Genomic DNA, 26,771 nt, shown 5'->3' with positions numbered 1-26,771 from the left:
GAGGCCCTGCGAGAGCACCCGAACCCGGTTAGGATTGCCTAAGAACCCGCCGCCTGTGGGGGCAGCGATGACGGGAAGGGTACTCATCATGGGCTTCATCACGTCCGAGGCGCTGGCCGAGACGGGCTATGTCGTCCTCGACGACCACACCTCGACCGCCGATCCGGCCGAGTGGCTCGGCCTCCAGTACGTCGGCTGGCGCTCCTCGGGCATCACGCGCTTCGCGCCGCTCACCAGCTATGCCGGCGACGTCGACTGCAACGGCTTCTGGAACCACACCCCGCCGCGCACCGACAAAGACGGCGTCTGGGTCGAGTCGCAGGTCGCGATCGCCCCCACGCTCCAGCGCCGGGCACAGGAGCCGGGCGCCGGCATCGGCCGCTGCCGCGTGATCGAGCTGCAGCCCAACGAGTACGCCGACGCGATCTACAACCTGCACCAGGACGACAACAACCGCCTCAATGAAGAGGGCACCGGCTGGGTGGTCCGCGGATTCTTCAACCTCTCCGACGACACCGAGTCGATGCTGATCCTGCGCTCCGACCGCTTCGACCCGGCCACCGAGATCCGCCTGCCGCTGCGTGCGGGCTCCCGCATCATCGTCGACACCCAGCGCTTCTGGCACGCGGTCTGGCACCGCGGCACCGCCCCCCGCTACGCCCTGATCACCTCGTGGACGAGCGGACCCGAACTCGACGCGTACATCGCCGCGAACCACGGCGACCCGCACCCGACGACGATCGACCTCGACCCGCAGTTCGTCGACGACGCGCAGGTCGAGCTGCACCGCCGCATCGAGGAGCGCCGCCGAGCCTTCGAAGCGCAGGGCATCGTGATGGAACCGCCCGTCGACATGAGCGTCTGAACGATCATGCCCGCAACGCCCGGCGTTACCCTCGGCTTATGACCTCCGCCGCCGTGCTCACGGTGTCCGACCGCGGCGCAGCCGGCACCCGCGCCGACACGGCCGGGCCGCTCGCCGTCACCGCGCTCCGCGACGCCGGATTCGACTGCGCCGATCCCGTGATCATCCCCGACGGAGCGGATGCCGTCGAGCGGGCGCTGCGCGATCTCCTCGCTCGTGGCCTGCGGCTCATCGTCACCACCGGGGGCACCGGCATCGCCGCGCGCGACGAGACCCCAGAGGGCACCGCGCGCGTGCTCGAGCGACAGCTTCCCGGAATCCCCGAAGAGCTGCGTCGGCAGGGGGCGGCGAAGTTCCCCGCCGCGCTGCTCAGCCGGGGCCTCGCCGGCACCGCGCAGGGCGCGCTGATCGTGAACCTCCCCGGCTCTCCCGGCGGCGTCGCCGACGGCATGCCGGTCATCCTGTCGGTCGCGGCGCACGTGATCGCTCAGCTCGACGGAGAGGACCACCGATGACCGTCGCTCTGGCCGCCATCAGCGACATCGCGCTGTCTCTCGATGCGCACCTCGCCGCCGTGGACGACGACCGTGCGGGCGCTGTCACGACCTTCCTCGGCCGCGTGCGCGACCACGACCCGGATGCCGCCGGCGAAGTCGTCGCCCTCGAGTACTCCTCGCACCCGGATGCCGAGCGGATCCTGCGCGACCTCGCCGAACGTGCCGTCGCCATCGGCGTGAGCGGTGAGGCGATCATCGCCGTGAGCCACCGCATCGGTCGCCTTCCCGTCGGCTCGGCCGCCGTGATCGTCGCGGTCGCCGCCGCGCATCGCGACGAGGCGTTCGTGGTGTGCCGCGAGATGATCGAGTCCATCAAGCGCGAACTCCCGGTCTGGAAGCGTCAGGTCGAGGCCGACGGCACCACAGCCTGGAAGGGCATCGGCGGCTGAGCCTCAGCCTCCGGCGAACGGAGGCAGCACGTCGACGGTCCCGACCCCCGCCAGCGCGAAGTCGTCGTCCACCCTGGCACCGTCGACGAGCAGCGCACAGCGGTCGAGAATCGCTCCCAGCGCCGGATGCGCGTCCACGAGCTCGGCCCGGAGCTCACCGAGGGTCGCGGCATCCGAGGGCTCGGTCGCACGGCCGGCCGCATCCTCGGCAGCCGCGAAGTACCGCACCGTCGCCATCAGTTCTGCCCCTCGGCAGCATGACCGTTCGCGAGCTCGACGATCGCGGCCACCGCCGCACGCACGTCTTCGGGTGAGCCGCCTGCCCGACCGGCGACGAGCCCCGCGACGAAGGCACTGAACGGCGCAGCGGGCCGCGCGACCCCGTTCGCGACGTCTCGAGCGAGGTCGAGGATCAACGCGATCGGCACATCCTCCGCGCTCAGGTCGAAGCGTTCGCGCAGCTCGCCGGCCCACGCATCGAGCGCCTCCGGGGGAAGGGTGCGGCTGTTCTCGGTCATGGTGTCTCCTCGAGTTCCTGTCGTGCACGAGCCAGGTCGGCGGGCGAGTCGATGTCGGCGGTGATCCCCTCCTGGTCGAAGACCCAGTCGATGGCGAGGCCGCCGAGGAGTGCGCGGACGGAGGAATCCCGGTCGGTCTCGATCCGGTCGAGCGCGCGGCGGACGGATGCCGTGCGATACAGACCGGCCAGCCACTGCGGATGCCCGTCCGCGGAGAACACGATGCCGTCGACGGATGCCGGCACCGCCGCATCACGGGCGCGGTGGGAGAGCAATCCGCGCACGACCGCCGCCGGTCGCGCGAGATCACCGGCGAGGATCAGCACCCACTCGGCCGACATCTGCGCGATTCCTGCGGCGATCCCCGCCACCGGACCACCGAGCGGCGGCTCCTCCCTCGTCCAGACCACGTCGACCGCGTCGTCGAGCAACGGTCCGACCGCCACGATCGGCGTCACCCCCGCATCGCCGAGCACATCCACTGTGCGCCCCAACAGCGATCGCCCCTCCAGCGTGAGAAGCGGTTTCGCGATGCCGCCCATCCGACGCCCCTCGCCACCGACGAGCAGCACGGCGCCGACCCCGGCGTGCGACGAGGTGGTCACTCCCCCGGCCTCCGCCACGAACCGCTGCGCCCGCCCTCCTTGTCGACGATGCGGACGTTCTCGATCGTCACCGCGCGGTCCACACCCTTGATCATGTCGACGACCGCGAGCGCGGCGACCGAGACGGCCGTGAGCGCCTCCATCTCGACCCCGGTGCGGTCGGCCGTGCGCACGGTCGCGCTGATCCGGATCCCCTCGTCTTCGATGTCGAGGTCGACGACCGCGCCGTGCACGCCGATGACGTGTGCGAGCGGCAGCAGCTCCGGTGTGCGCTTGGCCGCCTGGATGCCGGCGATGCGGGCCACGGCGAGCACGTCGCCCTTGGGCACGGCACCGTCGCGGAGCAGGGCCACCGTTTCCGACGTGCAGCGCACGAAGCCCGCGGCGGTTGCGGCGCGCACGGTCGGCTGCTTCTCGGTCACGTCGACCATGCGCGCGTGGCCGGCCGGATCCAGGTGGGTGAAGGTCATGACAGCTCCATCACGTCGATGAGGTCGCCGACCGAGACCTGTTCGATCTCGGCGGGGACGATGGCGTAGGCGGTGGCGGCCCCGAGGCCGACCGCGAGGTGAGAGCCGGATCCGCCGCGGGTCGCGGGATGCACCCGGCCGTCGGCGTCGATCACCGCCGGCAGATACTGGCGACGACCGGGAGGGGTGCGCCACCCGGTGCCGGCGGCGAGGCGTCGCCGGGGACGATGGATCTCACGACGACCCTGCATGCCCAGCAGCGCAGGGCGCACCAGCACCTCGAACGAGACCGCCACGCTCACCGGATTGCCGGGCAGTCCGAACAGCAGCATCCCGGCGTCGGTAACTCCGAACCCCTGGGGCTTGCCCGGCTGCATGGCGACCTGCACGAACTCCATCGCCTCGCTCAACGCCTGCCGCACCGGCTCGTACGCGCCGGCGCTCACGCCCCCGGAGAAGATCACGGCATCGAGCCCGAGTGCGGTCGCACGAGCCACGGCCTCGGCGGGACCTGCACCATCGTCGCCGACGACCTCGCGGAACACGACCTCGGCCCCGGCCTCGGCCACGAGTCCGGCGAGCAGCAGGCCGTTCGACTCCGGAATCTGCCCTCGCACGAGGGGCTCCCCCGGAGACACGAGCTCGGCACCGGTCGAGACGACGGCCACTCGCGGCCGCGGCGCGAGAGCGACCCGAGCGATGCCGACGGATGCCAGCGCGGCCAGCTGCCGCGCGCCGAGCAGGGTTCCCGTCTCGAGGACGACAGCGCCGACCGCGGCATCCTCCCCCGCCCGACGCACATGCGCGCCCTCCGCCCGCGGTGCGCGAACGACTCGGATCTCGCCCAGGGAATCGGCGAGGCCGCCGGCGGTGTCTTCGAAAGGCACGACCGTGTCGGCAGCGGACGGCACCGGAGCACCGGTCATGATGCGGGCGGCGGTTCCGGGGGCGAGCGGCGGATCCTCCCCGCTGCCCGCCGGCACGTCCGCCACGACGCGCAGCACGGCAGGATCCCCATCGGACGCGGTGGCGACGTCGGCGAAGCGCACTGCGAAGCCGTCCATCGCGGAGTTCTCGAACACGGGGACGGGGTTCTGCGCGCGGGCCGGCTCCGACAGCGTGAAGCCGATCGCCTCGTCCAGAGGTCGAGTGACCGCCGGGCGAGACCGCACCGCGCCGAGCACGACGGCGAGCTGTTCCTCGACCGTGCGCATGCCGCTCATCGTGCGCTCCAGGCATCCATGCCGCCGGTCAGCACGACGGCATCCGCCCCGGCGCTCCGCAGCGCCGTCGCGGCACGCACCGCGCGCAGTCCGCGTTGGCAGACGACCACGACCCGACCTTCGGCGGCGAATTCCTCGGGGTGACCGAGGACGACTGCGAGAGGTGCGTGCCGGGAGCCGGGGATCGCCCCGGCGGCGATCTCGTCCGCCTCTCGCACGTCGAGCACGAGCGCGCCGGCGGCGACCTCGTCGTCGAGTGCATCCGCGGCGACGAAGGACACCTCGGCGCCGACGGGAGTCGTGGTCGCCACTCCGCTCGTCTCCCCCCGCCCCCGCAGCGGAACCTCGCTCATACGCCCCCGCAGCGCGTCGATCAGCAGCACACGGCCGAACAGCGGTTCACCGATGCCGGCGATGAGCTTGATGGCCTCCATCGCGAGCACCGACCCCACCTGGAGGCAGAGCGCCCCGAGCACTCCCACCGTGGCGCAGTTCGGCAGCTCGCCGACGCCCTCGGGCGGATAGAGGTCACTGAGCACCACCGGTGCCACCCCCGCGGGCGGAGCCGACCAGAACACCGTGACCTGCGCGGCGAACTCCTGCACGACACCCCACACCAACGGCACCCCGACACGCTCGCACGCCGCAGCCACCAGCGTGCGTGTCTCGAACGTGTCGGAGCCGTCGATGACGAGGTCGACGTCGGCGAGCAGCGCCTCGGCGTTGGCCGCGGTCAGGCGTTCGCGCACGGGACGCACGGTCGTCTCGGGCGAGAGATCGGCCGCGACGCGCACCGCGCTGTCGACCTTGGGCGCGTCGACGTCGGCCAGGCGGTGCAGCACCTGCCGCTGCAGGTTCGAGAGCTCGACCACGTCGTCGTCGATGACGGTGAGGGTGCCGACGCCCGCTGCGGCGAGCGCGAGCACGACAGAAGATCCGAGTCCGCCCGCACCGATGACCGCGACATGAGCCGCACGCAGCCGTCGCTGGCCGAGCTCCCCCAGGTCGGCGAGTACGAGGTGCCGTGCGGTCCGCTCCGACTCGGCCGCACTGAGGGCTGCGACGGGCTCGACGAGCGGAGGCAGCGGCATGCGCTCAGGCTACCCCGGGCGGCATGTCGTGGGGCCGTTCGAGCACCGGAGAAATATCCCCCTCGCTGAGCACGACCCCGCACAGAAATCCGCGGATGCGGAATATTCACGACGAACACCGTGGATCTGCGGAACCTTGCCCTCTAGGCTCGGGCCATGAGCACCTATCGCATCGCCGAAGCCGCACGACTGCTCGGCGTGAGCGACGACACGGTGCGTCGCTGGATCGACCAGGACGCGCTGCCGGTCACCGCCGACAGCCCCGCCCGCATCCCCGGCGATGCCCTCGCGCAGCACGCGGTCGCTCTCGCCGCGGCTCCGCCCACTCCCGGCGACGTGCTCTCCAGCGCCCGCAACCGCTTCACGGGACTCGTCACCCGCGTGCAGATCGACGGCGTCATGGCGCAGGTCGACATCCAGGCGGGTCCTCATCGATTCGTGTCGCTGCTCTCCGCCGAGGCCGTGCGCGAGCTCGATCTGCAGCCGGGCTCGCTGGCCGTCGCGGTGATCAAGGCGACCACCGTGATCGTGGAGACACCGCGGTGACCGGCAGGCTCCTCGCCGGGTCGGCCGCGTTGGTCGTCGCCCTGCTGCTGGGCGGATGCTCTGCCGCCTCCTCCGCGGATCCCTCGCCCTCCGCCGCCGATGGAGAGCTCACCGGCGAGGTCACCGTCTTCGCCGCAGCCTCGCTCAGCCCGGTCTTCGACGAGATCGCGGCGGCATTCGGCGAGGAGCACCCGGCGGTCGATGTCGCGCCGATCGTGTACGACGGGTCGAGCGTGCTCGTCACGCAGCTCACCGAGGGTGCGCACGCCGACGTGCTCGCCACCGCCGACGAGCGCACGATGCAGACGCTCGTCGACACCGGCATCGCCGAAGACCCGGCGCCGTTCGCGACGAACACCCTCGTGGTCGCGACGCCCGCCGGAAACCCGGCCGGGATCACCTCGCTGGCCGACCTCACGGAGGCGACCACGGTGCTGTGCGCGCCCGAAGTGCCCTGCGGGGCGGCGTCGCAGCTGCTGCTCGACGGCGCCGGCGTCTCGGTCACGGCGGCCAGTCTCGAGCAGAACGTCTCCGCCGTGCTGCAGAAGATCGTCGCCGGTGAAGCGGATGCCGGCCTGGTCTATGCGACGGACGTGGTGAGGGAAGACGTCGAGAGCTTCGCCCCGGACGGCAGCGACGGGGTCGTGAACCGCTATCCGATCGTCGCTCTCGACGGAGCGACGGATGCCGGCCGGGCCTTCGTCGAGTTCGTGCGGGGTCCGATCGGCCGGCAGATCCTCGCCGACCACGGGTTCGGTGCGCCATGACCACGATCGCGTGGCGAGGCGGAGCATGACGAGAACGAGCATGACGAGGATGCGGCAGGTCGACACGGGAGCGGCACCTCCCTTCCTCCTCGTCGCGCCTGCCGTGCTCGGCATCCTTCTGCTCGCGCTGCCGCTGATCTCCCTGCTCGCGCGTGCGTCGTGGTCGACGTTCTGGACCGACATCACCTCGACGGTGGCGCTGGACGCCCTTCGCCTCTCACTCACCACCGGGCTCGCGGCGACCGCGCTGTGCATCGTGCTCGGCCTTCCGCTCGCGCTCCTCATCGCCCGCGCGGGGCCGCGGACCTCGGCCCTGTTGCGGGCACTCGTCGCGGTGCCGCTGGTGCTGCCGCCGATGGTCGGCGGCGTCGCGCTGCTGTTCCTCCTCGGCCGCTCCAGTCCGCTCGGGGGTCTGATCGCCGCGTGGTTCGGCACGGGCATCCCGTTCACCCCCGTGGCCGTGGTGCTGGCGCAGGCGTTCGTGGCTCTGCCGTTCCTCGTGCTCGCGGTCGAGGGGACCATCCGCAGCACGGGAAGCCGGCACGAGCGCACGGCCGCCACGCTGGGAGCATCGCCGAGCACGGTGCTGTGGCGGGTGACGCTGCCGCTCGCCGCTCCCGGCATCGTGGTCGGGGTGATCCTGTGCTTCGCCCGCGCCATCGGCGAGTTCGGGGCCACGGCCCTGTTCGCCGGCAATGCTCCCGGGGTGACGCAGACCATGCCGCTCGCGATCTACACCGCTTTCAACGGAGCGGGCGCCGGCCGCGAGACGGCTGTGGCCCTGTCGATCCTGCTGCTGGGGACCGCCGTCGTCGTGCTGCTGCTCGTGCGGGCGTGGCGTCCGGGGGCCCTCCGATGACGGGCGCCCGCGTCGGCGGCTCGGTCGGCGATGCCCGCGATGCGGGTGTTCTCGACGCTCACGTCGTCGTGCAGCACGCCGGGCTCGACGCCGAGCTCCGCGTCGCCGCAGGCGAGCTCGTCGCGATCATGGGCCCGAGCGGTGCCGGCAAGACCTCTCTGCTGGAAGCGATCGCCGGGCTCGTGCGGCTCGATGCCGGACACGTCGACCTCGACGGGGACCGCCTGTCCGGAGAGCGGCAGCACACGCCGCCGTCGCGCCGTTCGATCGGTCTGCTCGGGCAGGACGCCCTGCTGTTCCCGCACATGACTGCGGCCGAGAACATCGCCTTCGCTGCCCGGGCCGGCGGCGGCACCCGCGAAGAGTCCACCCGACGGGCGACCGAGTGGCTGGACCGCATCGGTCTCGCGGGATACGGTCCGCGGCGGCCCGACGAGCTCTCCGGCGGACAACGCCAGCGCATCGCCCTCGCGCGGGCCCTCGCCGCATCCCCTCGGCTGCTGCTGCTCGACGAGCCGTTCACCTCGCTCGATGTCGAGGCCGCGGCCCAGCTGCGCGAGGTCGTGCGCGAACAGCGCGGAACCACCACGACGATCCTCGTCTCGCACGGCATCCTCGATGCTCAGGCTCTCGCGGAGCGGCTGGTGATCGTGCAGGCCGGACGCATCGTGCAGGATGCCGCCGTCGCCGAGGTCCTGGCCTCCCCGGCGACCCCCTTCGCCGCTGCCGTCGCCGACTCGGCGCGCTGAACGCTTCGCCGACTCGGCGCGCTGACGAGGACATCCCCCACGGATGCCTGCGCGCGGAGGCGGCGTATCAGGGACGCCGCAGACGCTCCGGGTCCGGAGTGGAGATGGGATCCCACCCTCGCTTCGGCGCCCTGGATCCGTTCTGGTCGTCGCGGGAGCGGTAGACGATGTACGGGCGGAACAGGTACCCGACCGGCGCCGAGAACACGTGCACGAGGCGGGTGAACGGCCACAGCGCGAACAGAAGTGTGGCCGTGAGCACATGCAGCTGGAACAGCAGCGGCACATCGAGCATCAGGTCGGGTCGCGGCTGGAGGATGATCAGCTGGCGCAACCACGGGGAGACCGTCTCGCGGTAATGGAAACCACCGCCGAACACCTGGTGCACCACGGTGGCCGCGGTGCCGAACAGGAGCGTCGCCCCCAGGAACACGTACATCACCTTGTCCATGACGGTGGTCGCCAGGAACACGGCCGCGACCGTGCGGCGTCGGTAGATGAGGATGGCGAGCCCCGCCAAGGTCAGTAGCGCCGCCGCCGTCCCGAGCACGGTCGCCCCGATGTGATACATCTCCTCGTTGATGCCGATCGCGTACAGCCACTCCCGCGGGATGAGGAGCCCGACCACATGCCCGGCGATCACCATGAGGATGCCGAGGTGGAACATCGGCGATCCCCAGCGCAGCAGCCTGTTCTCGTACGTCTGCGAGGAGCGGGTCGTCCAGCCGAACTTGTCGTAGCGATACCGCCAGATGTGACCGACGACGAAGATCGCCGCGCACACGTACGGCAGCGCGACCCACAGGATGATCTGCAGACTCATATCGATTCCCTCGCTCGGAATGCGGGCATCGGGAGGCTCAGCCCGACCGTCTCCGCGGGCGGCCCTTCATTCACCAGTGCGAGCACTCGCTCTCTCGTCGCCTGGTCGACCTTCGGCAACGACAGCGTCACGGCGCGCACGGGATCGGCCCAGCGACTGCCCATGCTCTCCAGCGCCGCCCGCAGCACTTCGACGCCTTCTCGGTGCGCGGCCAGGAGAGCGTCGGCGATGGGAGACCCCGACAGCGCCGAGAACTCCAGCACCGCCGGCAGGAAGTCGGGCAGGTCGGCCGCGTCGAATTCCCAGCCCGCGGCACGGTACGCCTCGAGGAACGTGACGAGTGCGGTGCCGCGACGCCGAGTGTCACCGGTCGCGTAGTAGCTCAGGTACAACGAGCACTTCCGCTTCAGGTCGAACGTCGTCACGTATTCGCGCTGCAGCCCCGATGCACCATCACGCTCCGCCCCGTCGAGGAACCGCGTCATCGGGTCGGCCACGGCGCGGGGCAGCGCTGCGATGTGCGCGCGCAGGACCGGGATCCGATCGAACCACGCGGCGTCCGGATACTCCAGCAGCAGCGACGCGAGCATGTGCACCGTCCGACGCTGCCCCGCGGTGAGCGCCGCAGGAGCCAGCGTGTCGGGAAGCGGGCGCAACGGCGTGACCCGTTCCGTCCGGTCCCGGATGGGGAGCACGCTGCTCACGACTTCGCCTCCGGTGGGAACATGCCGCCCGGTCGGCCGTTGCCGTCCCAGTTCAGCAGGTTCAGGCGATTCGGGGTCGACGGCCTGTCGGCGGTCTGCCGGTCGGCCAACACGTGGAAGTTCTCCACGGCGACCGGCGTCGGATAGCCGCTGTTCGCTCCGAAGGGGCCGGCACCGCCCATGCCCGGCCCGTCTTCATAATCGAGCGAACAGGCCATCTCCTCCAGCTCGTGCGCTCTCTCCGCGTGCGCTGCCGGGATCACGTATCGCTCCTCGTACTTCGCGATCGCGAGCAGCCGGTACATCTCCTCGATCTCGGTACCGGTCATGCCGACGGCCGCCGCGATGCGCTCGTCGCGCTCGTCATCGATGCTGACCCCGCGCATGTAGGACCGCATCGCCGCGAGCTTGCGCAGCGATGCGTCCACCGGTTTCGGATCGCCCGCGGTGAACATCTCGGCGAGGTATCCGATCGGGATCCGGAGCTTGTCGATCGCGGCGAACAGCGTGCGCGCATCTTCGCCGTCGTTGCCCGACCCGGTGATCACGTCGACGACCGGCGACAGCGGCGGGATGTACCAGACCATCGGCATCGTCCGATACTCGGGGTGCAGGGGAAGCGCGACCTTGTACTTCTGGATCAACCGATGGATCGGGCTTCGCTGGGCGGCCTCGATCCAGTCCTCGGGGATCCCGTCACGACGTGCGGCCTCGATCACTGCCGGGTCGTTCGGGTCGAGGATCACCGAACGCTGCGCCTCGAGGAGCTCGTGCTCGTCCTCCACCGCCGCAGCTTCGGCGACCCGATCGACGTCGTAGAGCACCAGCCCGAGGTACCGCAGTCGGCCGACGCAGGTCTCCGAGCACACGGTGGGCAGCCCGACCTCGATCCGCGGGTAGCACATCGTGCACTTCTCAGCCTTGCCGGTCTTGTGATTGAAGTAGACCTTCTTGTACGGGCAGCCCGACACGCACATGCGCCACCCGCGACATGCATCCTGATCCACGAGGACGATGCCGTCCTCTTCCCGCTTGTACATCGCACCCGACGGACACGAGGCCACGCACGAGGGATTGAGGCAGTGCTCGCAGATGCGGGGCAGGTAGAACATGAAGGCCTTCTGGAATTCCGCCTCGACCTGCTCGCTCATCTTCTGCAGGATCGGGTCCTCCTGCATCGTCTCGATGGAACCGCCCAGGTCGTCGTCCCAGTTGGCCGACCACGAGATCTTCATGTCCTTGCCGGTGATCAGACTCTTCGGTCGAGCCACCGGAGTGTGCTCACCGCTCGGAGCGTTGACGAGCATGTCGTAGTCGTACGTCCAGGGCTCGTAATAGTCGTCGATGCCCGGCAGCTTCGGGTTGGAGAAGATGCGCATGAGCTTCGCCAACCGTCCACCGCTGCGCAGGCGCAGCCGACCGCGCTTGTCGCGCACCCAGCCACCGCCCCACTTCTCCTGATCCTGATAGCCGCGCGGGTACCCGACGCCCGGTCGTGTCTCGACGTTGTTGAACCAGACGTACTCCATGCCGGTGCGGTTCGTCCATGCCTGCTTGCACGTGACCGAGCAGGTGTGACACCCGATGCACTTGTCGAGGTTCATCACCATCGACATCTGCGCCATGACCTTCATCGGTACCGCACCTCCTGGTCGCGGCGGCGGATCGTGGTGACCTCGTCGCGCTGGTTCCCGGTCGGGCCGAGATAGTTGAACGCCCACGACAGCTGCGCGTAGCCGCCGATCAGATGGCTGGGTTTGAGCAGGATGCGGGTGAGGGAGTTGTGGATGCCACCGCGCTGGCCACTGATCTCCGAGATGGGCACATCCACCGTTCGATCCTTCGCGTGGTACATGTACACGGTCCCCTCGGGCATGCGGTGCGACACGTTCGCCCGCGCGACCACCACGCCGTTGCGGTTGTAGGACTCGATCCAGTCGTTGTCGCGGACGCCGATCTTGTCGGCATCCTGCGGACTCATCCAGATGGTGGGGCCGCCACGCGACAGCGACAGCATGAAGAGGTTGTCCTGATACTCCGAGTGGATCGACCACTTGGAGTGCGGCGTCAGATAGCGCACATGCACCTCTGCGGCCCCGTTGGTTCCGGGGACGACGTCGCCGAACAGCCGGTGCATGTCGAGCGGCGGGCGATAGATGGGCAGCGTCTCGCCGAGCTCGTCCATCCAGTCGTGGTCGAGGTAGAAGTGCTGGCGACCGGTCAGGGTGTGCCAGGGCTTGAGGTGCTCGACGTTTATCGCGAAGGCCGTGTAGCGGCGCCCTCCGTGCTCCGATCCGGACCATTCCGGAGACGTGATCACGCTGCGCGGCTGCACCGAGACGTCGGAGAAGGTCAGGTGCGTCCCTTCGTGCTCCTCGGCGAGGAACGCCATCTCCTGGCCGGTGTGCTTTCCGAGCGCCTGGAAGCCCTGCACCGCGAGGCGGCCGTTGCTCGTGCCCGAGAACGCGAGGATCATCTCGCACGCACGGCGGTCGCTGTCCAGGCGCACCGATCCGGCATAGGGACCAGCCTCGACGACGCCGTTGCTCCTCTTGAGCTTCTCGATCTCGGGCGCGGCCCGATACGTGATGCCCTTGGTGGTCATACCCAGCTTCTGCGTGAGCGGTCCGAGCGCCTTCCACCGAGCGAACAGATTCGGGTAGTCGCGCTCGACGACGACGAGCTTCGGCATCGTCACGCCCGGCACGCGCGGCAGGTCCTCCACCTTGCCGTGAGGTGTCGCCATCGCGTCGGGGGTGTCGTGCTGCAGAGGCGCCGCCACGAGGTCCCGCCGCACACCCAGGTGGGTGCGGGCCATCTCGCTGAACTTCTCCGCCAGCATCCCGAACGTGTCGAAGTCGGTCTTGGTCTGCCAAGGCGGCGCGATCGCCGGGTTGAACGCATGGATGAACGGGTGCATGTCGGTCGACGAGAGGTCGTGCTTCTCGTACCAGGTCGCCGCCGGCAGCACGATGTCGCTGAAGAGCGTGGTGCTCGTCATGCGGAAATCTGCCGTCATCAGCAGGTCAAGCTTGCCCTCCGGAGCCTCGTCCCGCCAGGTCATGGTCGTCGGACGAGAGCCGGGCGCGGTTTCGTCGGCGCGGATCGCCGCGTCGGTGCCGAGCAGATGCTTGAGGAAGTACTCGTTGCCCTTGCCCGAGGAGCCGAGGATGTTCGCGCGCCACACCAGGACGACGCGAGGGAAGTTCTCCGGCGCGTCCGGATCCTCCACGGCGAACTTCAGGGAACCGTCGTCGAGGCTGTCGACGACGTGCTGCGCCGGCTCCTTTCCGAGAGCATCGGCCTCGTCGCACAGATCGAGCGGGTTGCGGTCGAACGTCGGATAGCTGGGCATCCAACCGCGCTGCACGGACTCGACGAGACAGTCGGCCGTGGTGCGGTCGGCGAAGCGGCCGAGACCCAACGGAGACGAGAGCTGGTCGGCCGGGAGTCCGTCGTAACGCCACTGATCGGTCGCCAGGTACCAGAATGCGGTGCCGATGGTGTGACGCGGAGGGCGGCCCCAGTCTGCGGCGGCCGCGTACTGCTGGTATCCCGTGATCGGACGCACCTTCTCCTGCCCGACGTAGTGCGCCCAGCCGCCGCCGTTCACCCCCTGGCATCCGGTCATGGTCGTCAGCGCCAAGAAGGTGCGGTAGATCGTGTCGGAGTGGAACCAGTGATTCGTGCCGGCGCCCATGAGGATCATCGACCGACCGCCCGACCGCTCGGCGTTGTCGGCGAACTCGCGTGCGATGCGAAGCGCCTGCGGGGCCGGCACCGCCGTGTGCTCCTCCTGCCACGCCGGCGTCCCCGGACTGCTCGCGTCGTCGTAGCCCGTTGGCCACGCACCCGGCAGCCCTTCGCGACCGACGCCGTACTGCGCGAGCATGAGGTCGAAAACGGTCGTGACCTTCCGCCCGGCGACCGTGCGCACCGGAACGCCGCGCACGACGACGCCCGACCCCCCGGCATGCTCCTGACCCGGCTCCGGGTCGAGGTCGAAGCGCGGCAGCCGCACCTCGACGGCGTCATGATCACCCGGCAGGTCGCTGATCGAGAGCGGCGGAACGACGTCGCCGAGGTCGAGATTCCAACGCCCCTCGTCCTCTGCCGTGAACCGGTGGCCGAGGGAGCCGTTCGGAACCACAGGGTTCCCGACGGCGTCGAGCAGCACGGGTTTGAAGTCCGCGCGCGCCTGCGCTGCCGCATCCCCGTCGAGATCCGAGGCGGTGACGAACTTGCCCGGCACCAGCCCGCCGTCCCTCTCTTCCAGAGCCACGAGGAAGGGCGCATCGGTGTAGCGCCGCATGTAGTCCTCGAACCGCGGTGTCCTCTTCTCGACGAAATGCTCACGGAGGATGACATGGCCCATCGCGAGCGCGAGCGCGGCATCCGTACCCGGGTGGGGCGCGACCCATTCGTCGGCGAACTTGGTGTTGTCGGTGTAGTCCGGCGAGACCGTGACGACCTTCTGGCCGCGGTAGCGTGCCTCGGCCATGAAGTGCGCGTCCGGCGTGCGCGTGACGGGGACGTTCGACCCCCACATGATGAGGTAGCCCGCGTTCCACCAGTCGGCGGACTCGGGCACGTCGGTCTGATCGCCGAACACCTGGGGGCTCGCCACGGGCAGGTCGGCGTACCAGTCGTAGAACGACAGCATCGTTCCGCCGAGCAGGTTGAGGAAGCGGGAGCCCGCGCCATGGGAGACCATCGACATGGCCGGGATCGGCGAGAAGCCCGCCACCCGGTCAGGCCCGTACTCCTTCACCGTGTGCACGTGGGCCGCGGCCGCGATCTCGAGCACCTCGTCCCAGGTCGCACGGATCAGACCGCCCTTGCCGCGGACACGTTTGTAGGCGGTGGACTTCTCCGGATCCTCGACGATCGAGGCCCAGGCGTCGACGGGGTCGGCGTGCACGGCTCGCGCTTCGCGGTAGAGCTGGGCGAGGGTTTCTCGGATGTAGGGATAGCGCACCCGGGTCGGCGAGTACGTGTACCAGCTGAAGGCAGCGCCGCGGGGGCATCCGCGCGGTTCGTACTCCGGAGAGTCGGGGCCGATGGAGGGGTAGTCGGTCTGCTGCGCCTCCCACGTGATGATGCCGTCCTTGACGTACACCTTCCAGGAGCAGGAGCCCGTGCAGTTCACGCCGTGCGTGGACCGCACCACCTTGTCGTGCGACCAGCGATCGCGGTAGAACGCGTCGCCCGAGCGGCCGCCCTCCAGAAACAGCGAGCGGAGATCGGAGGAGACCTCGCCCGGCCGCATGAACCTGCCGAGGCTCACCAGCCCGTCGGCGAGAGCACCGTCGGTGGAGTGCGGACTCTCGGTTCGGATGCCAGGGGTCATCGTGTCTCCTTCAGGCGGCCTTTGACTCAGCATCCAACACCCGGACATGCACCCGCACAAGGGTGCGCCGTGTTAATCCGCGAAGCAATTAGCACGGGAGAACAGGGTGGTGGGCGGGGTGCTCGCGGGGCTACTCTCGTCGCTCAGAGGAGGAACCACCCATGAGTTCTGCCGCATCTTCCCCCGCCCGGTCCGAGCTCAAAGGCGGCTTCGCGCAGGTGATCCTCGCGACCCTCGCCTCCACGGTCGGCTTCTGGGCCTGGATGGCGATCGCACCGCTGCAGAAGGCGTACGCCACCGAGATGGGCCTCGATGAGGGGCAGATCTCCCTGATGCTCGCCACGCCCGTGCTGGTGGGTGCGCTCGGACGCATCGTCGTCGGCGCGATGACCGACCGCTTCGGCGGGCGGAAGATGTTCACCGCCGTGCTGCTGATCTCGGTTCCGGCCGTGCTCCTCGTCGCGGTGGCAGGAGAGATCCGCAGCTTCCCTCTGCTTCTGATCGCCGGGTTCTATCTCGGTGTCGCCGGAACGATCTTCGCGGTCGGCATCCCCTTCTCGAGCGCGTGGTTCCCGCCGGCTCGACGCGGGTTCGCGAACGGCGTGTTCGGTATGGGGATGATCGGAACGGCCGTCTCGGCGTTCTTCACCCCCCGCCTGGTGGAGTCGATCGGGTACCTCCCGACGCACCTGGTGATCGCGGGGGCGCTGGCCGTACTGGCCGTGCTGTCGTGGTTCTTCCTCCGCGACTCGCCCGTCTGGCGTCCCAACACCGAGCGGTTCGTGCCAAAGGTCGTCGGCGCGCTGAAGCTCGCGGTGACGTGGGAGATGGCGTTCCTCTACGGCATCGTGTTCGGTGGATTCGTCGCGTTCTCGACCTTCCTGCCCAAGTACCTCACCACGATCTATCCCGACGACGTCGATGTCGTCGGAGCGGGGACGCGAACCGCTCTCTTCGCCGCGGCGGCGGTCATCGCGCGTCCCATCGGCGGCGTGCTGGCCGATCGCTTCGGCCCCAAGGTGATCGCACTGATCTCGCTCGGGGGGATCGTGTCCCTCGCGTACATCGTGGGCCAGCAGCCGCCCGAAGGTATCGTCACCGGGGTCACCTTCATCCTGATGGCCGCTGCGATGGGGCTCGGCATGGGTGCGGTCTTCGCCTGGATCGGTCCATCGACGCCACCGGAGAAGGTCGGATCCGTCAGCGGCATCGTCGCGGCAGCGGGAGGCCTCGGCGGATACTTCCCGCCCCTGGTCATGGGAGCCACGTACAACGCCGACACCAACTCCTACTCACTGGGCCTCTGGCTTCTCGTGTTCGTCGGCGCCTTCGCCCTGGTGGTCGCGGGAATGCTCCGGGACGTGGGCGGAAAGCGTAATCTGGGACGATCGTGACCACCGTTCCCGTGCAGATCGGACGCCGGATGCCACTGGCGCCGGCCGAGACCTCCACGGCCTCCACCCGTGCACTCCTGGACACGCACGGCCGCAGCCACCGGGATCTCCGCATCTCGCTCACCGACCGCTGCTCGTTGCGCTGCACCTATTGCATGCCGGAGCAGGGCAACGAGTGGCTCGCTCGCGAGTCGATCCTGTCGGTCGACGAGATCGTCCGGATCGCCCGCATCGCCGCGGCGGCAGGCATCACCACCTTCCGCCTCACGGGCGGCGAACCGTTGCTGCGTCGCGACATCGTCGACATCGTGCGCCGACTGCGCGAGATCGACACCGACGACGGCCCCGTGCAGGTCGCGATGACGACGAACGGAATCCGCCTCGACGAGGTGATCGACGACCTGATCTCCGCGGGCCTGAGCCGCCTGAACATCTCGATCGACACACTGCGCCCCGACAGGTTCGCCGCCTTGACGCGACGTGACCGCCTCGACGACGTGCTGCGCGGGATCGCGGCCGCCTCGTCATCCGGATTGCGCCCGCTCAAGCTGAACACGGTCGCGATGCGCGGGGTCAACGAAGACGAGCTGTGCGACCTCGTCGATTTCGCGATCGCGCACGGAGCCGAACTGCGCTTCATCGAGCAGATGCCGCTGGACGCCGGTCACACCTGGGATCGGGATCGGATGGTCACCCGTGAGGAGATCCTCGACACGCTCGCCGAGCGCTGGACGCTGACCGAGATCCCCGGCCGCGGCGGGGCACCTGCCGAGCGTTGGCGTCTCGATGGCGGGGTGGCGACGGTCGGCGTGATCGCCTCTGTCACCGCTCCCTTCTGCGGCGCATGCGATCGTCTGCGACTCACGGCCGACGGGCAGCTGCGGAACTGCCTGTTCTCCACCGATGAGTTCGACCTCCTTCCTGTGCTTCGAGCCACGGGCGGCGCGGGCTCCGACGCGGCGGTCGACGACGTGCTGCGGCGCTGCGTCTGGGCCAAGCTCCCCGGTCACGCGATCAACGACCCGGCCTTCCTCCAGCCGGCGCGCGGCATGAACGCCATCGGCGGCTGAGTCCGGCGCCGAGCGCCTGCGCGAACGCGGCTCAGCGCGTGCGCCCTCCGTCGAGCCGCACCACGCGGTCGACCGTTCCTGCGGGCGGCGCCACGTGCGAGATGAGCAGCACCGACTGCTCCCCTGCCGCCTCGAGCAGGTCGCGGAGCAGGGCGTCCGATGCGTCGGGATCCACGCCCGCCGTCGGCTCGTCGAGGACCAGCACGGGGAAGCCGCGCAGCAGCGCGCGGGCGAGGGCGATGCGCTGCGCCTGACCACCCGACACGAGCGCGCCACGGTCGCCGACCCTCGCATCGAGGCCACCGCGCTCCCGGGCCCACTCCCCGAGGCCGACACGGTCGAGCACGGCGTACAGTTCGTCGTCGGTCGCCGTATCGCGGGCGAAGAGCAGGTTCTGGCGGATGTCCTCGTCGAACAGTTGGGGGCTCTGCTCGCACAGGCCGATCACGCGTCGCAGCGCCGGCCCCGACAGCCCCGCCGCATCCCGCCCGTCGACCAGGTAGTCGCCCTCCACGCGGAGGAAGCCGACGAGGGCAGCCGCGAGCGAGCTCTTGCCCGCCCCGCTCGGCCCCGCGACCAGCACCCTCTCCCCCGGCTGCAGATCGAGGTCGACACCCGTCAGCGCGGGAGCACCACCGGGCCAGTTCGCACGGACCCCGCGCATCCGGATCGTCGGCGTGCCGTCGAGCTCGATATCGTCGCCGGCATCGGGTCGGAGCTCGTCCGGCATCCGCTCCGGCAGCGCGTCGACGATGCGTTCCGCGCTCGAACGGACGCTCCGCCAGGATGCCGCAGCCACCGGAACCGCGCCGAAGATCTCGAACACCACCATCGGCACGAGGACCGCCACGGCCAGCCACGGTCCGTCGATCGAGCCGTCGGCGAGCCCGGGTGCAGCGGCGGCGAGTGCCCACACGGATGCCGCCCCGGCGACCGCGGACACGACGCCCGCCGCGATGGCCTGAGCGAGCGAAGCACGGTCGACGACGCGTCGCAGGCCCGCGTCGGCCGCCGCGATCCGCTCGCGTGCCTGCTCCTCCGCACCGTAGGCCAGGATCACGTCGAGGCTGCCGAAGTAGTCGACGAGCGCGGCCGAGAGCTCGGCCCGTCGCACGGACACGAGGGCTTCGGCACGCGAGCCGAACACCCAGCCGAGTCCGATCGCCGCGGCCGCCGCGATCAACAGGCAAACCGCCAGCGTGAGGGCCGCCGGTGGAGAGACGAACGCGATGAAACCGACGGCCCCGACCGCCACGAGCGCGGCGACCCCGAGCGGCTGCACCACGCGCAACGGCAGGTTCTGCAGGTTCTCGACGTCGTCCACGAGCGCGGTGAGCATCTGTCCGCGATCCGTCGTGCCGAGACCGGCCGGCGAGAGCGGGGTCAGTCGCCGCACCATGTCGGCACGTGTCGAGGCGAGCTGTCGCAGCGCCGCATCATGTCCGCTGAGGCGCTCGAGGTACCGGGTGACCGCACGGGACACCGCGAAGAACCGCACGCCGACGACCGCGATCGACAGCGGCACGAGCGAGTCCACGATGGAGGCGCTCACGATCAGCCAACCACTCACCGCCAGCAGGCTCACCGCGGCGGCGGCCGACAGCACACCCCAGAGCAGACCGGGGAGGAAGCGTCCGATCGGCGGCTGCGCGAGCTTCAGGACGTCGCGGATGCGGTCGCTGCGCGAGTGCAGGGTGTCTGGTTCAGGGCGGCGCGCGGTCATGCGTTCACCCCCAGCGTCACCACGTGGTCGGCGATGTCCCGCGCCGTGCGACGGTGCGAGACCAGGAGGATCATCGCGCCGGCATCCGCTCGCGCGCGCAGCGACCGCCAGAGCCGGGCCTCGGTGTCGGGGTCGAGAGCACTCGAGGGCTCATCGAGCGCGAGCACCCGGCGCGGGTCGGAGGCCTGGCGATACAGAGCCCGGGCGACCGCGACCCGCTGCGCCTGACCTCCCGACAGGCCGCTGCCCTGTACGCCGAGCTCGAGGGCGGGGTCGATGCCCTCGGCGCACGCGGCGTCGAGGGTCTCGCGGATGCGGTCGGCATCCGGGGCCGGATCGCCGAGGGCAATGTTCTCCGCCACGGTCCCCCGCATCAGCCCCGGAGTCTGTCCGGCCCAGGCGAGCCACGCCGCCGGGGAGAGCCCGCGGATGTCGTGCCCGTCGAAAGCGGCCGCGCCGTCGAAGTCGGCCGCGCCACGAAGCGCCGCGACCAGCGACGACTTCCCCGCCCCGCTCGGTCCCTCGATCAGGGTGATCGTTCCCGGCTCGGCCGCGAACGACACGGGCGGCAGCTCCCGCACGCGCAGCCCGTCGACCACGAGGGCGCCTGCATCCGCCGCACCCGCCGCATCCGCCGGTCCCACCTGCAGGATCGATTCACGGATGCCGGGCGCATTGCCGGCGATTCCTCCTGCATCCGTGGAAACGTCCTGCATCTGTACCCGAGCCCGGGCCGCGTCGAGCACCTCGAACACGTCCTCCGTCGCCGCAACCCCCTCGGCGGCCGCGTGGAACTGCACACCCACCTGTCGGATCGGCAGGAACGCCTCGGGCGCGAGCAGCAGCACGAACAGCCCGACCTCGAGCGTCAGGTCGCCCGACAGCAGCCGGAACCCGACCGACACCGCGATCAGCGCGACCGCGAGCGAGGCCAGCAGCTCCATCGCGAAGCCGGACAGGAACGAGAACCGCAGCACCTTCATGGTCTCGCGGCGGTATTCGTCGGCCGTGACCTCGATGCGGTCAGCCGCACGGCGGTCACGCCCGAACAGCCGCAGCGTCGACAGCCCCTGCACCGTGTCCGCGAAACGTGCGGCGAGGCGCTGCAGCGTCTGCCACTGCCGCGTCTGCACGGTGCGGGTCGCCATCCCGATCAGGATGAGGAACAGCGGGATGAGCGGCAGGGTGATGATCGCGGTGAGCCCGCTCGGCCAGTCCTGCCACCACATCACCGCGACGAGCACCGGCGTCGCGATCACGGTCAGCACGAGCTGAGGGATGTAGCGCGCGAAGTACGCGTCGAGGGCTTCCAGTCCGTGCCCGGCGGTCACGGCGAGCGCGGTCTGGTTCCGCTGCGCGAGCCAGCCCGGTCCCAGTCGACCGACCGCCGAGATCAGGGCCGAGCGCAGCTGCATCCCGGTCTTCGCGGCCGCGCGCGTGCCCGCGGCATCCGATGCGGCGATCAGCAGTCCGCGCAGCAGCGCCGTGGCCAGCAGCCACAGCAGCGATGCCGTGACGTCGCGCCCCGCGATCGCCCCGGTGACGGCATCCGTCAGCAGCCAGGCGAAGACGACCACGACCGCGGTCTGGACGACGCCGATCAACGCGGATGCCGCGAGGAACCCCCTCGCGGCACCCGCGTATCGCAGCAGTCTCGGGTCGACGGGTTTCACGCGTGCGCCGGAGCCCCCTCGATGGATTTCCGGGTGACACGCTTGCGGAACACCCAATAGGTCCACGCCTGGTAGGCGAGCACGAGCGGCATCGCGATCAGGGCGGTCCAGCTCATGATCTGCAGCGTATACGGAGTGCTGGAGGCGTTGGCGATCGTGAGGCTGTAGGCCGGGTCGATCGTCGACGGCATCACGAACGGGAAGAGCGCGCAGAACAGCATGACCACGGCGAACAGCACCGTGAGCATCCCGGAGAAGAACGCCCAGCCGTCACGCCGGACCAGCGAGAACCCGACGGCCGCGATGAGGCTGACCGCGGCGAGCGCGCCCGCACCGATGACGAGCCAGAGCAGCGGAGCCTCGCGCCCCATCGCGATCGCGACGGTCCAGATCACGGTGGCCGCCGCGACGAGGATCGTCGGGATGGCAGCCCTCTTCGCGAGGCGCCGCGCATCCTCGTGCACCTGCCCGTCGGTCTTGAGTGCGACGAACAGCACGCCGTGCAGGAAGAACAGCAGCAGCGTGGTGACGCCGACCAGCAGCGCATACGGGTTGAGCAGCGCGAAGAAGCCGCCGACGTAGATGTGGTTCTCGTCGATCGCCACACCCTGCACGATGTTGCCGAAGGCGACACCCCACAGCAGCGCCGGGACGACCGAGCCGATCACGATCATACGGTCGAAGCCGGCCTTCCACTTCTTGCTCTCACGCTGATGCCGATACTCGAACGAGACGCCGCGCAGGATCAGCGCGAGCAGGATCAGCAGCAGCGGCAGGTAGAAGCCGCTGAACAGCGTGGCGTACCACTCGGGGAACGACGCGAACAGCACGGCGCCGGCGACGATGACCCAGGTCTCGTTGAGATCCCAGACCGGACCGATCGTGTTGATGACCTGTCGGCGCGAGACGTCATCCTTCCCGAGGAACGGCAGCGACATGCCGACGCCGAAGTCGAACCCGTCGAGCACGAAGTAGCCCACGAAGAAGAAGGCGACGATGAAGAACCAGAGTGTTGCGAGATCCATGATGCTCCTCCCTCTCAGTAGACGACCGACGGCAGCTGGGCCGTCTCCTCGTGCGGTTGCTCGTCGGTGTCCGGTCCCTTCTGCGCGGCCCGGATGATGAGGCGGATCTCGACGACGGCGAGCGCCGCGTAGATCGCCGTGAACGAGATCAGCGAGATCAGCACCTCGAGGCCGCTGACGCCGGGCGAGACACCGTCCTGGGTGGTCATCAACCCGAACACGATCCAGGGCTGTCTGCCCATCTCGGTGAAGACCCAGCCCATGATGTTGGCGGCCAGCGCGAGCGGGAACGACCAGATCGCGAGCTTCCACATCCACGGCGCCGGGGGCTTCTTGGCGCCCTTGCGGGTGAGCCACAGACCGGCGACGGCGACGAGCGCGGCGGCGATGCCCAGGCCGATCATCCAGCGGAACGCCCAGTACGTGATCCACAGGACCGGGGCGAATTCCGTCAGCCCGGTGGCGGCGTATGTCTGGGCGTACTCGGCGTTCAGGTCGTTGATGCCGTGCACACACGCGTCGAGGGTGTGCGTCGACAGCAGCGACAGCAGGTACGGGACGCGGATGGAGAACAGTTCGGAGCTGCCGTCGGGTGTGCCCAGGGTGAAGAGGCTGAACGAAGCGTCCGGCCCGCAGACCGTGTTGAAGGTCGCCTCCGCTGCCGCCATCTTCATCGGCTGCGCGGCATACATCGCGAGTCCCAGCTGGTCACCCGTGAGCACGACCCCGGCGGTGGAGACGATCATCGCCCACAGGCCGAACTTGAGCGAGATGCGCATGGTGTCGAAGTGCTGGCCGCGAGAGAGGTGCCAGGCCGAGACCGAGATCACGACACCGGCGGCGAACATGAACGCGCCGAAGATCGTGTGCGGGAACGCGGCGAGCGCGACGGGGTTGGTCAGCAGCGCCCAGAAGTCCGTCAGCTCGGCGCGGTTCGTCGCCTCGTTGAACGTGTAGCCGACCGGGTTCTGCATGAACGCGTTGGCCGCGATGATGAAGTACGCCGAGAGGATGCTGCCGATCGAGACGCACCAGATCGTGGCGAGGTGCAGCTTCTGCGGGAGCTTGTCCCAGCCGAAGATCCACAGTCCGATGAACGTCGCCTCGAAGAAGAAGGCCAGCAGACCCTCGAACGCGAGCGGGGCGCCGAACACGTCGCCGACGAAGCGGGAGTAGTCCGACCAGTTCATCCCGAACTGGAACTCCTGCACGATGCCCGTGACGACACCCATGGCGAAGTTGATCAGGAAGATCTTGCCGAAGAAGCGGGTCAGGTGCAGGTACTGCACCTTGCCGGTGCGCACCCAGGCGGTCTGGAAGATCGCGGCCACCAGGGCCATGCCGATCGTCAGCGGCACGAACAGGTAGTGATAGACGGTCGTCAGCCCGAATTGCCATCGGGCGAGAGCGAGCGGATCAAGCCATTCCATGCGCTACTCCTGTTCTGTGAGGCCGTTGCCCCGCGCCGTGACGCCGCAGCGTCGTTCCCTCGGCCGGCCGCGCCGTGGCGTCGCGCAGCTGGACGGTGCAGTCCGATGCGAGGACGGCGTCGTGGACGCACTCGGCTTCGAGTGGTCCGCCGGCCTCGTTCAGCACGCTCTGCATGAGTTCGAGGTGCACGCGGCACAGCATCGGGCGGTCCTCGGAGCGACTGGCCGCGTGCGGGCACGGGCTGAGGTCGACGGTGAGGCTGCCGTCGTCGACCACGGGTTCGAAGCCGCTCTCCTCCAGGTGCTCGACCAACGCGTCGAGCTGATAGGTGGCCTCGCGGCCGAGGTCGGACCCCGCGTCGGGGATCATGCTGCGCATCAAGTCTCCGCGGCGTGCGGCCGCCTTGGCCTTGTCGCGCGCCACCGGGCTCGACGCCCCCGGCGCGCCTGTGGCTGCCCGGTAGAGGGTGCGCGGCCGCCCTCGCGTCGTGCGGTGCTCGACCGTCGGGATCACGTGGCCGCCTTCGATCAGGCGCTGCAGGTGCTCACGGACGGTGTTGGGATGCAGATCCGTGGCTGCGCACAGTTCCGCGATCGTGAGTTCCGCGCGCCCCGTCGTGCTTCCCGCTTCGAAGAGCAGATGCAGGATCTGCACCCGGGAGTAGCTCGATATCGGCCCGCAAACGGACCCGCCGTTGGCCATGATCCCAGTATCCCGTGATACCGGCTGGTTTCACCTCTACCCGGCCGTGAATAAACACCTGGTCGATAGGGATGTCCGATCCCGGCGATAGCCTGGGGGCATGGCCACCCGTAAACCCGCTCCCCCCGCCTATGTGTGCACGGAATGCGGGTGGACCACCGCGAAGTGGGTGGGCCGCTGCGGCGAATGCCAGCAGTGGGGCACCGTGCAGGAGCAGGCCGCACAGACCGGCATCCTCCGACGCGTGGGGCCCATCGCGCCGACGGCGGATCGTGCGGCCCGACCCATCACGCAGATCACGACGCAGGATGCTCCGCGGCGCTCGAGCGGGGTCGGGGAGTTCGACCGCGTGCTCGGCGGCGGCATCGTGCCCGGAGCCGCGATCCTGCTCAGCGGTGAGCCGGGCGTCGGCAAATCGACCCTGCTGCTCGAGGTCGCAGCGCAGGCGGCTCGCGGCGGGCGCCGCGTCCTCTACGCGAGCGCCGAGGAGTCTCCGGGTCAGGTGCGGCTGCGCGCCGAACGCACCGGCGCCCTGCACGACGAGCTGTACCTGGCGAGCGAGACCGACCTGGCGACGATCCTCGGCCACATCGACGAGGTGAAGCCCCAGCTCGTCATCGTCGACTCGGTGCAGACGGTCTCGTCGTCGCTGATCGACGGCGCCGCCGGGCAGCCGAGTCAGGTACGCGAAGTCGCGGCGACCCTGATCCGCATCGCGAAGGACCGCGATCTGCCGATCATCATCGTGGGCCACGTGACCAAAGACGGCCAGGTCGCCGGCCCCCGTGTGCTCGAGCACCTGGTCGACGTGGTGTGCCACTTCGAGGGCGACCGGCAGACGTCGCTGCGCTTCATCCGCGCGCTCAAGAACCGCTTCGGCCCGACCGACGAGGTCGGCTGCTTCGAGATGACGGGCGACGGGATCGCCGAGGTGCCCGACCCCTCGGGCCTCTTCCTCTCGCAGGGGGCCACCGAGCCGGGGACCTGCGTGGCGATCTCGCTCGAGGGGCGTCGCGCGCTGCCGGTCGAGGTGCAGGCACTCACCGTTCCGAGCAACGCCCCCAACCCCCGCCGCATCGTGCACGGGGTCGACTCCTCGCGGGTGGCCATGGTGCTGGCCATTCTCGAGCGGCGCGCGAACATCAAGACGAGTACCCTCGACGTCTACGTGTCGACGGTGGGCGGCGTGCGCTTCACCGAACCGGCCGCCGATCTCGCGATCGCCATCGCCGTGGCCGGATCCATCCAGCAGTTCTCGGTGCCGCGGACCGTCGCCGCCGTGGGCGAGCTCAGCCTCGCGGGCGAGATCCGTCCGGTCACCCAGGCGGCGCAGCGTCGATCCGAAGCCGCCCGGCTCGGCTACGAGCAGGTCGTCGACGACCGGTCGAAGACCCTCCGCGCCGCACTCGGCGATGTGCGGGCACGCAACACCTCACGCCGTGCCGATCGCGACATCCCGCCGTTCTGATCGCCGCCTCGATCGGCGCCCCGCCGGAGTACGTCAGGCGTCGAGTGCCTTGAGCAGCTCGGCCGGGTCCGCCTGCATCGGGTGCGGGCCCGCGATGTCGAGGAACACGGTCGTGATCGGATGCGCTGCCAGGAATCGTCGCAGCCAGTCGGCCGTGTAGATGCCCACGCCGGGCGGGAGGTTGGCGGGCTTGTTCTTCGCGTCACTGAACAGCAGCAGAGCGAGGTCGCCGGTGTTCGCGTCGCGGTAGGTCCACACCTCGCCGCTGTCGAGCGGATTGTCGCGGGCTCCCGGCTTGATCAGCGGCACGACCGTGGTGCCGTTGCGGAGGGCGAGGGCGACCGCGGCGACGTCCTGCTTCTCGAGGGCCAGCGCCAGAGCCTCCGACCGGAAGTCCTCGGGAGCGGGCTTCTTCTTCCCGGGTTTCGCCTTCTTCGCTGCCATGCATCCAGCTTAGGCAGACGGCGGAGTGCAGCGCGCGGAAACGACAGCGGAGACGTAAGGGGCCCTCTCGAGTCCTCCATTGGGGACTGGGGTACTCGAGAGGGCCCTCGGACTCTCGGAGCGGCGGTGTCGAAGCGCTGGGGACGCTGTAGTTCGACGCCACTGGGGATGGCATGGTGCCGCATGATGCGGAGAGTCACCTCAATGGTATCCCAAAGATCCGCACCTGTCTGCCTCAGACGGCCAACGTTCACCAGGTCGTGTCTTTCCGCACGGGAAACCGCTCGGTGCGACGCATTTCGAAGGCGTTGCGGGCCGATCGCTT

The 26,771-nt window shown here is 69.7% G+C and carries 26 protein-coding genes; 10 read left to right on the top strand and 16 right to left on the bottom strand.

The annotated features are described in order from the left end of the window. Window positions 1–88 precede the first annotated feature (88 nt). The 3 genes from DW298_RS06350 to DW298_RS06340 are packed head-to-tail and all read left to right on the top strand — an operon-like array spanning window position 89 to window position 1,811. Complete coding sequence (locus DW298_RS06350; RefSeq protein WP_240745035.1) at window positions 89–865, top strand: hypothetical protein; 777 nt, start codon at window positions 89–91, stop codon at window positions 863–865. Window positions 866–903: 38 nt separating this feature from the next. Further along, window positions 904–1,380 carry a MogA/MoaB family molybdenum cofactor biosynthesis protein gene (locus tag DW298_RS06345; protein WP_136041612.1) on the top strand — a complete coding sequence of 159 codons (477 nt, stop codon included), beginning with the start codon at window positions 904–906 and terminating at the stop codon, window positions 1,378–1,380. After that, entirely contained in the window at window positions 1,377–1,811 is a 435-nt protein-coding gene (locus DW298_RS06340; protein ID WP_136041611.1) for a molybdenum cofactor biosynthesis protein MoaE, read from the top strand. Before DW298_RS06345 ends, DW298_RS06340 begins: the two co-directional genes overlap by 4 nt. A gap of 3 nt (window positions 1,812–1,814) precedes the next feature. On the opposite strand, the gene DW298_RS06335 is transcribed toward DW298_RS06340, so the two are convergent. From DW298_RS06335 to DW298_RS06310, 6 genes are read right to left on the bottom strand one after another with little or no spacing between them, the layout of a single operon-like run. Further along, complete coding sequence (locus tag DW298_RS06335; RefSeq protein ID WP_136041610.1) at window positions 1,815–2,048, bottom strand: MoaD/ThiS family protein; 234 nt, start codon at window positions 2,046–2,048, stop codon at window positions 1,815–1,817. After that, complete coding sequence (locus DW298_RS06330) at window positions 2,048–2,329, bottom strand: DUF6457 domain-containing protein (protein ID WP_136041609.1); 282 nt, start codon at window positions 2,327–2,329, stop codon at window positions 2,048–2,050. The genes DW298_RS06335 and DW298_RS06330 overlap by 1 nt, the downstream gene beginning before the upstream one ends. Continuing rightward, window positions 2,326–2,934, bottom strand: a complete 609-nt coding sequence (locus DW298_RS06325) for a molybdenum cofactor guanylyltransferase (protein ID WP_136041608.1) — start codon at window positions 2,932–2,934, stop codon at window positions 2,326–2,328. The genes DW298_RS06330 and DW298_RS06325 overlap by 4 nt, the downstream gene beginning before the upstream one ends. Continuing rightward, window positions 2,931–3,404 carry a cyclic pyranopterin monophosphate synthase MoaC gene (gene moaC, locus DW298_RS06320; RefSeq protein ID WP_136041607.1) on the bottom strand — a complete coding sequence of 158 codons (474 nt, stop codon included), beginning with the start codon at window positions 3,402–3,404 and terminating at the stop codon, window positions 2,931–2,933. The genes DW298_RS06325 and moaC overlap by 4 nt, the downstream gene beginning before the upstream one ends. Beyond that, window positions 3,401–4,627: a gephyrin-like molybdotransferase Glp gene (gene glp / locus DW298_RS06315; RefSeq protein WP_136041606.1), complete on the bottom strand. Its 1,227-nt coding sequence runs from the start codon at window positions 4,625–4,627 to the stop codon at window positions 3,401–3,403. The genes moaC and glp overlap by 4 nt, the downstream gene beginning before the upstream one ends. After that, window positions 4,624–5,718 carry a ThiF family adenylyltransferase gene (locus DW298_RS06310; RefSeq protein ID WP_136041605.1) on the bottom strand — a complete coding sequence of 365 codons (1,095 nt, stop codon included), beginning with the start codon at window positions 5,716–5,718 and terminating at the stop codon, window positions 4,624–4,626. The genes glp and DW298_RS06310 overlap by 4 nt, the downstream gene beginning before the upstream one ends. A gap of 156 nt (window positions 5,719–5,874) precedes the next feature. Here DW298_RS06310 and DW298_RS19490 point away from each other — a divergent pair, with 156 nt between their 5' ends. The 4 genes from DW298_RS19490 to DW298_RS06295 are packed head-to-tail and all read left to right on the top strand — an operon-like array spanning window position 5,875 to window position 8,639. Further along, complete coding sequence (locus DW298_RS19490; RefSeq protein WP_205820279.1) at window positions 5,875–6,264, top strand: TOBE domain-containing protein; 390 nt, start codon at window positions 5,875–5,877, stop codon at window positions 6,262–6,264. Further along, complete coding sequence (gene modA / locus DW298_RS19485) at window positions 6,261–7,031, top strand: molybdate ABC transporter substrate-binding protein (protein WP_205820278.1); 771 nt, start codon at window positions 6,261–6,263, stop codon at window positions 7,029–7,031. Before DW298_RS19490 ends, modA begins: the two co-directional genes overlap by 4 nt. Window positions 7,032–7,080: 49 nt before the next feature. Further along, window positions 7,081–7,890, top strand: coding sequence for an ABC transporter permease (locus DW298_RS06300; protein WP_136041661.1), 810 nt, complete (start codon window positions 7,081–7,083; stop codon window positions 7,888–7,890). Then, complete coding sequence (locus DW298_RS06295) at window positions 7,887–8,639, top strand: ATP-binding cassette domain-containing protein (RefSeq protein ID WP_136041603.1); 753 nt, start codon at window positions 7,887–7,889, stop codon at window positions 8,637–8,639. Before DW298_RS06300 ends, DW298_RS06295 begins: the two co-directional genes overlap by 4 nt. A gap of 67 nt (window positions 8,640–8,706) precedes the next feature. Here the strand turns inward: DW298_RS06295 and narI are convergent, their stop codons facing one another. From narI to DW298_RS06275, 4 genes are read right to left on the bottom strand one after another with little or no spacing between them, the layout of a single operon-like run. Further along, the gene (gene narI / locus DW298_RS06290; RefSeq protein WP_136041602.1) at window positions 8,707–9,462 is read right to left on the bottom strand and encodes a respiratory nitrate reductase subunit gamma; all 756 of its coding nucleotides are present in this window, start codon (window positions 9,460–9,462) and stop codon (window positions 8,707–8,709) included. Beyond that, window positions 9,459–10,166, bottom strand: coding sequence for a nitrate reductase molybdenum cofactor assembly chaperone (narJ, locus tag DW298_RS06285; protein WP_240745034.1), 708 nt, complete (start codon window positions 10,164–10,166; stop codon window positions 9,459–9,461). Before narJ ends, narI begins: the two co-directional genes overlap by 4 nt. Next, on the bottom strand, window positions 10,163–11,800 hold the full coding sequence (gene narH / locus DW298_RS06280) for a nitrate reductase subunit beta (protein ID WP_136041601.1): 1,638 nt from the start codon (window positions 11,798–11,800) through the stop codon (window positions 10,163–10,165). The genes narJ and narH overlap by 4 nt, the downstream gene beginning before the upstream one ends. Continuing rightward, on the bottom strand, window positions 11,797–15,516 hold the full coding sequence (locus DW298_RS06275; RefSeq protein WP_136041600.1) for a nitrate reductase subunit alpha: 3,720 nt from the start codon (window positions 15,514–15,516) through the stop codon (window positions 11,797–11,799). The genes narH and DW298_RS06275 overlap by 4 nt, the downstream gene beginning before the upstream one ends. 161 nt (window positions 15,517–15,677) lie before the next feature. Between DW298_RS06275 and DW298_RS06270 the strand changes: the two genes are divergently transcribed. After that, window positions 15,678–16,910, top strand: coding sequence for an MFS transporter (locus tag DW298_RS06270; protein WP_136041599.1), 1,233 nt, complete (start codon window positions 15,678–15,680; stop codon window positions 16,908–16,910). Window positions 16,911–16,939: 29 nt separating this feature from the next. Next, window positions 16,940–17,980, top strand: a complete 1,041-nt coding sequence (gene moaA, locus DW298_RS06265) for a GTP 3',8-cyclase MoaA (RefSeq protein WP_136041659.1) — start codon at window positions 16,940–16,942, stop codon at window positions 17,978–17,980. A 31-nt stretch (window positions 17,981–18,011) separates the two neighbouring features. On the opposite strand, the gene cydC is transcribed toward moaA, so the two are convergent. Genes cydC through DW298_RS06240 form a run of 5 tightly spaced genes read right to left on the bottom strand, consistent with a single transcriptional unit; the run spans window position 18,012 to window position 24,534 of the window. Then, on the bottom strand, window positions 18,012–19,703 hold the full coding sequence (gene cydC / locus DW298_RS06260; RefSeq protein WP_136041598.1) for a thiol reductant ABC exporter subunit CydC: 1,692 nt from the start codon (window positions 19,701–19,703) through the stop codon (window positions 18,012–18,014). Further along, window positions 19,700–21,376 carry a thiol reductant ABC exporter subunit CydD gene (gene cydD / locus DW298_RS06255; protein WP_136041597.1) on the bottom strand — a complete coding sequence of 559 codons (1,677 nt, stop codon included), beginning with the start codon at window positions 21,374–21,376 and terminating at the stop codon, window positions 19,700–19,702. Before cydD ends, cydC begins: the two co-directional genes overlap by 4 nt. After that, window positions 21,373–22,401, bottom strand: coding sequence for a cytochrome d ubiquinol oxidase subunit II (gene cydB, locus DW298_RS06250; RefSeq protein WP_136041596.1), 1,029 nt, complete (start codon window positions 22,399–22,401; stop codon window positions 21,373–21,375). Before cydB ends, cydD begins: the two co-directional genes overlap by 4 nt. 14 nt (window positions 22,402–22,415) lie before the next feature. After that, the gene (locus DW298_RS06245; protein ID WP_136041595.1) at window positions 22,416–23,831 is read right to left on the bottom strand and encodes a cytochrome ubiquinol oxidase subunit I; all 1,416 of its coding nucleotides are present in this window, start codon (window positions 23,829–23,831) and stop codon (window positions 22,416–22,418) included. Then, window positions 23,818–24,534 carry an ArsR family transcriptional regulator gene (locus tag DW298_RS06240; protein WP_136041594.1) on the bottom strand — a complete coding sequence of 239 codons (717 nt, stop codon included), beginning with the start codon at window positions 24,532–24,534 and terminating at the stop codon, window positions 23,818–23,820. Before DW298_RS06240 ends, DW298_RS06245 begins: the two co-directional genes overlap by 14 nt. A 100-nt stretch (window positions 24,535–24,634) precedes the next feature. On the opposite strand from DW298_RS06240, the gene radA reads away from it, so the two are divergent. Then, window positions 24,635–26,002 carry a DNA repair protein RadA gene (gene radA, locus DW298_RS06235; protein WP_136041593.1) on the top strand — a complete coding sequence of 456 codons (1,368 nt, stop codon included), beginning with the start codon at window positions 24,635–24,637 and terminating at the stop codon, window positions 26,000–26,002. 33 nt (window positions 26,003–26,035) lie between these two features. Here the strand turns inward: radA and DW298_RS06230 are convergent, their stop codons facing one another. Continuing rightward, entirely contained in the window at window positions 26,036–26,446 is a 411-nt protein-coding gene (locus tag DW298_RS06230) for a dehydrogenase (RefSeq protein ID WP_136041592.1), read from the bottom strand. Window positions 26,447–26,771: the final 325 nt, after the last annotated feature.

The organism is Microbacterium sp. A20 (assembly GCF_004794515.1).
Taxonomy (GTDB): domain Bacteria; phylum Actinomycetota; class Actinomycetes; order Actinomycetales; family Microbacteriaceae; genus Microbacterium.
This window is presented reverse-complemented; position numbering and strand designations above follow the sequence as displayed.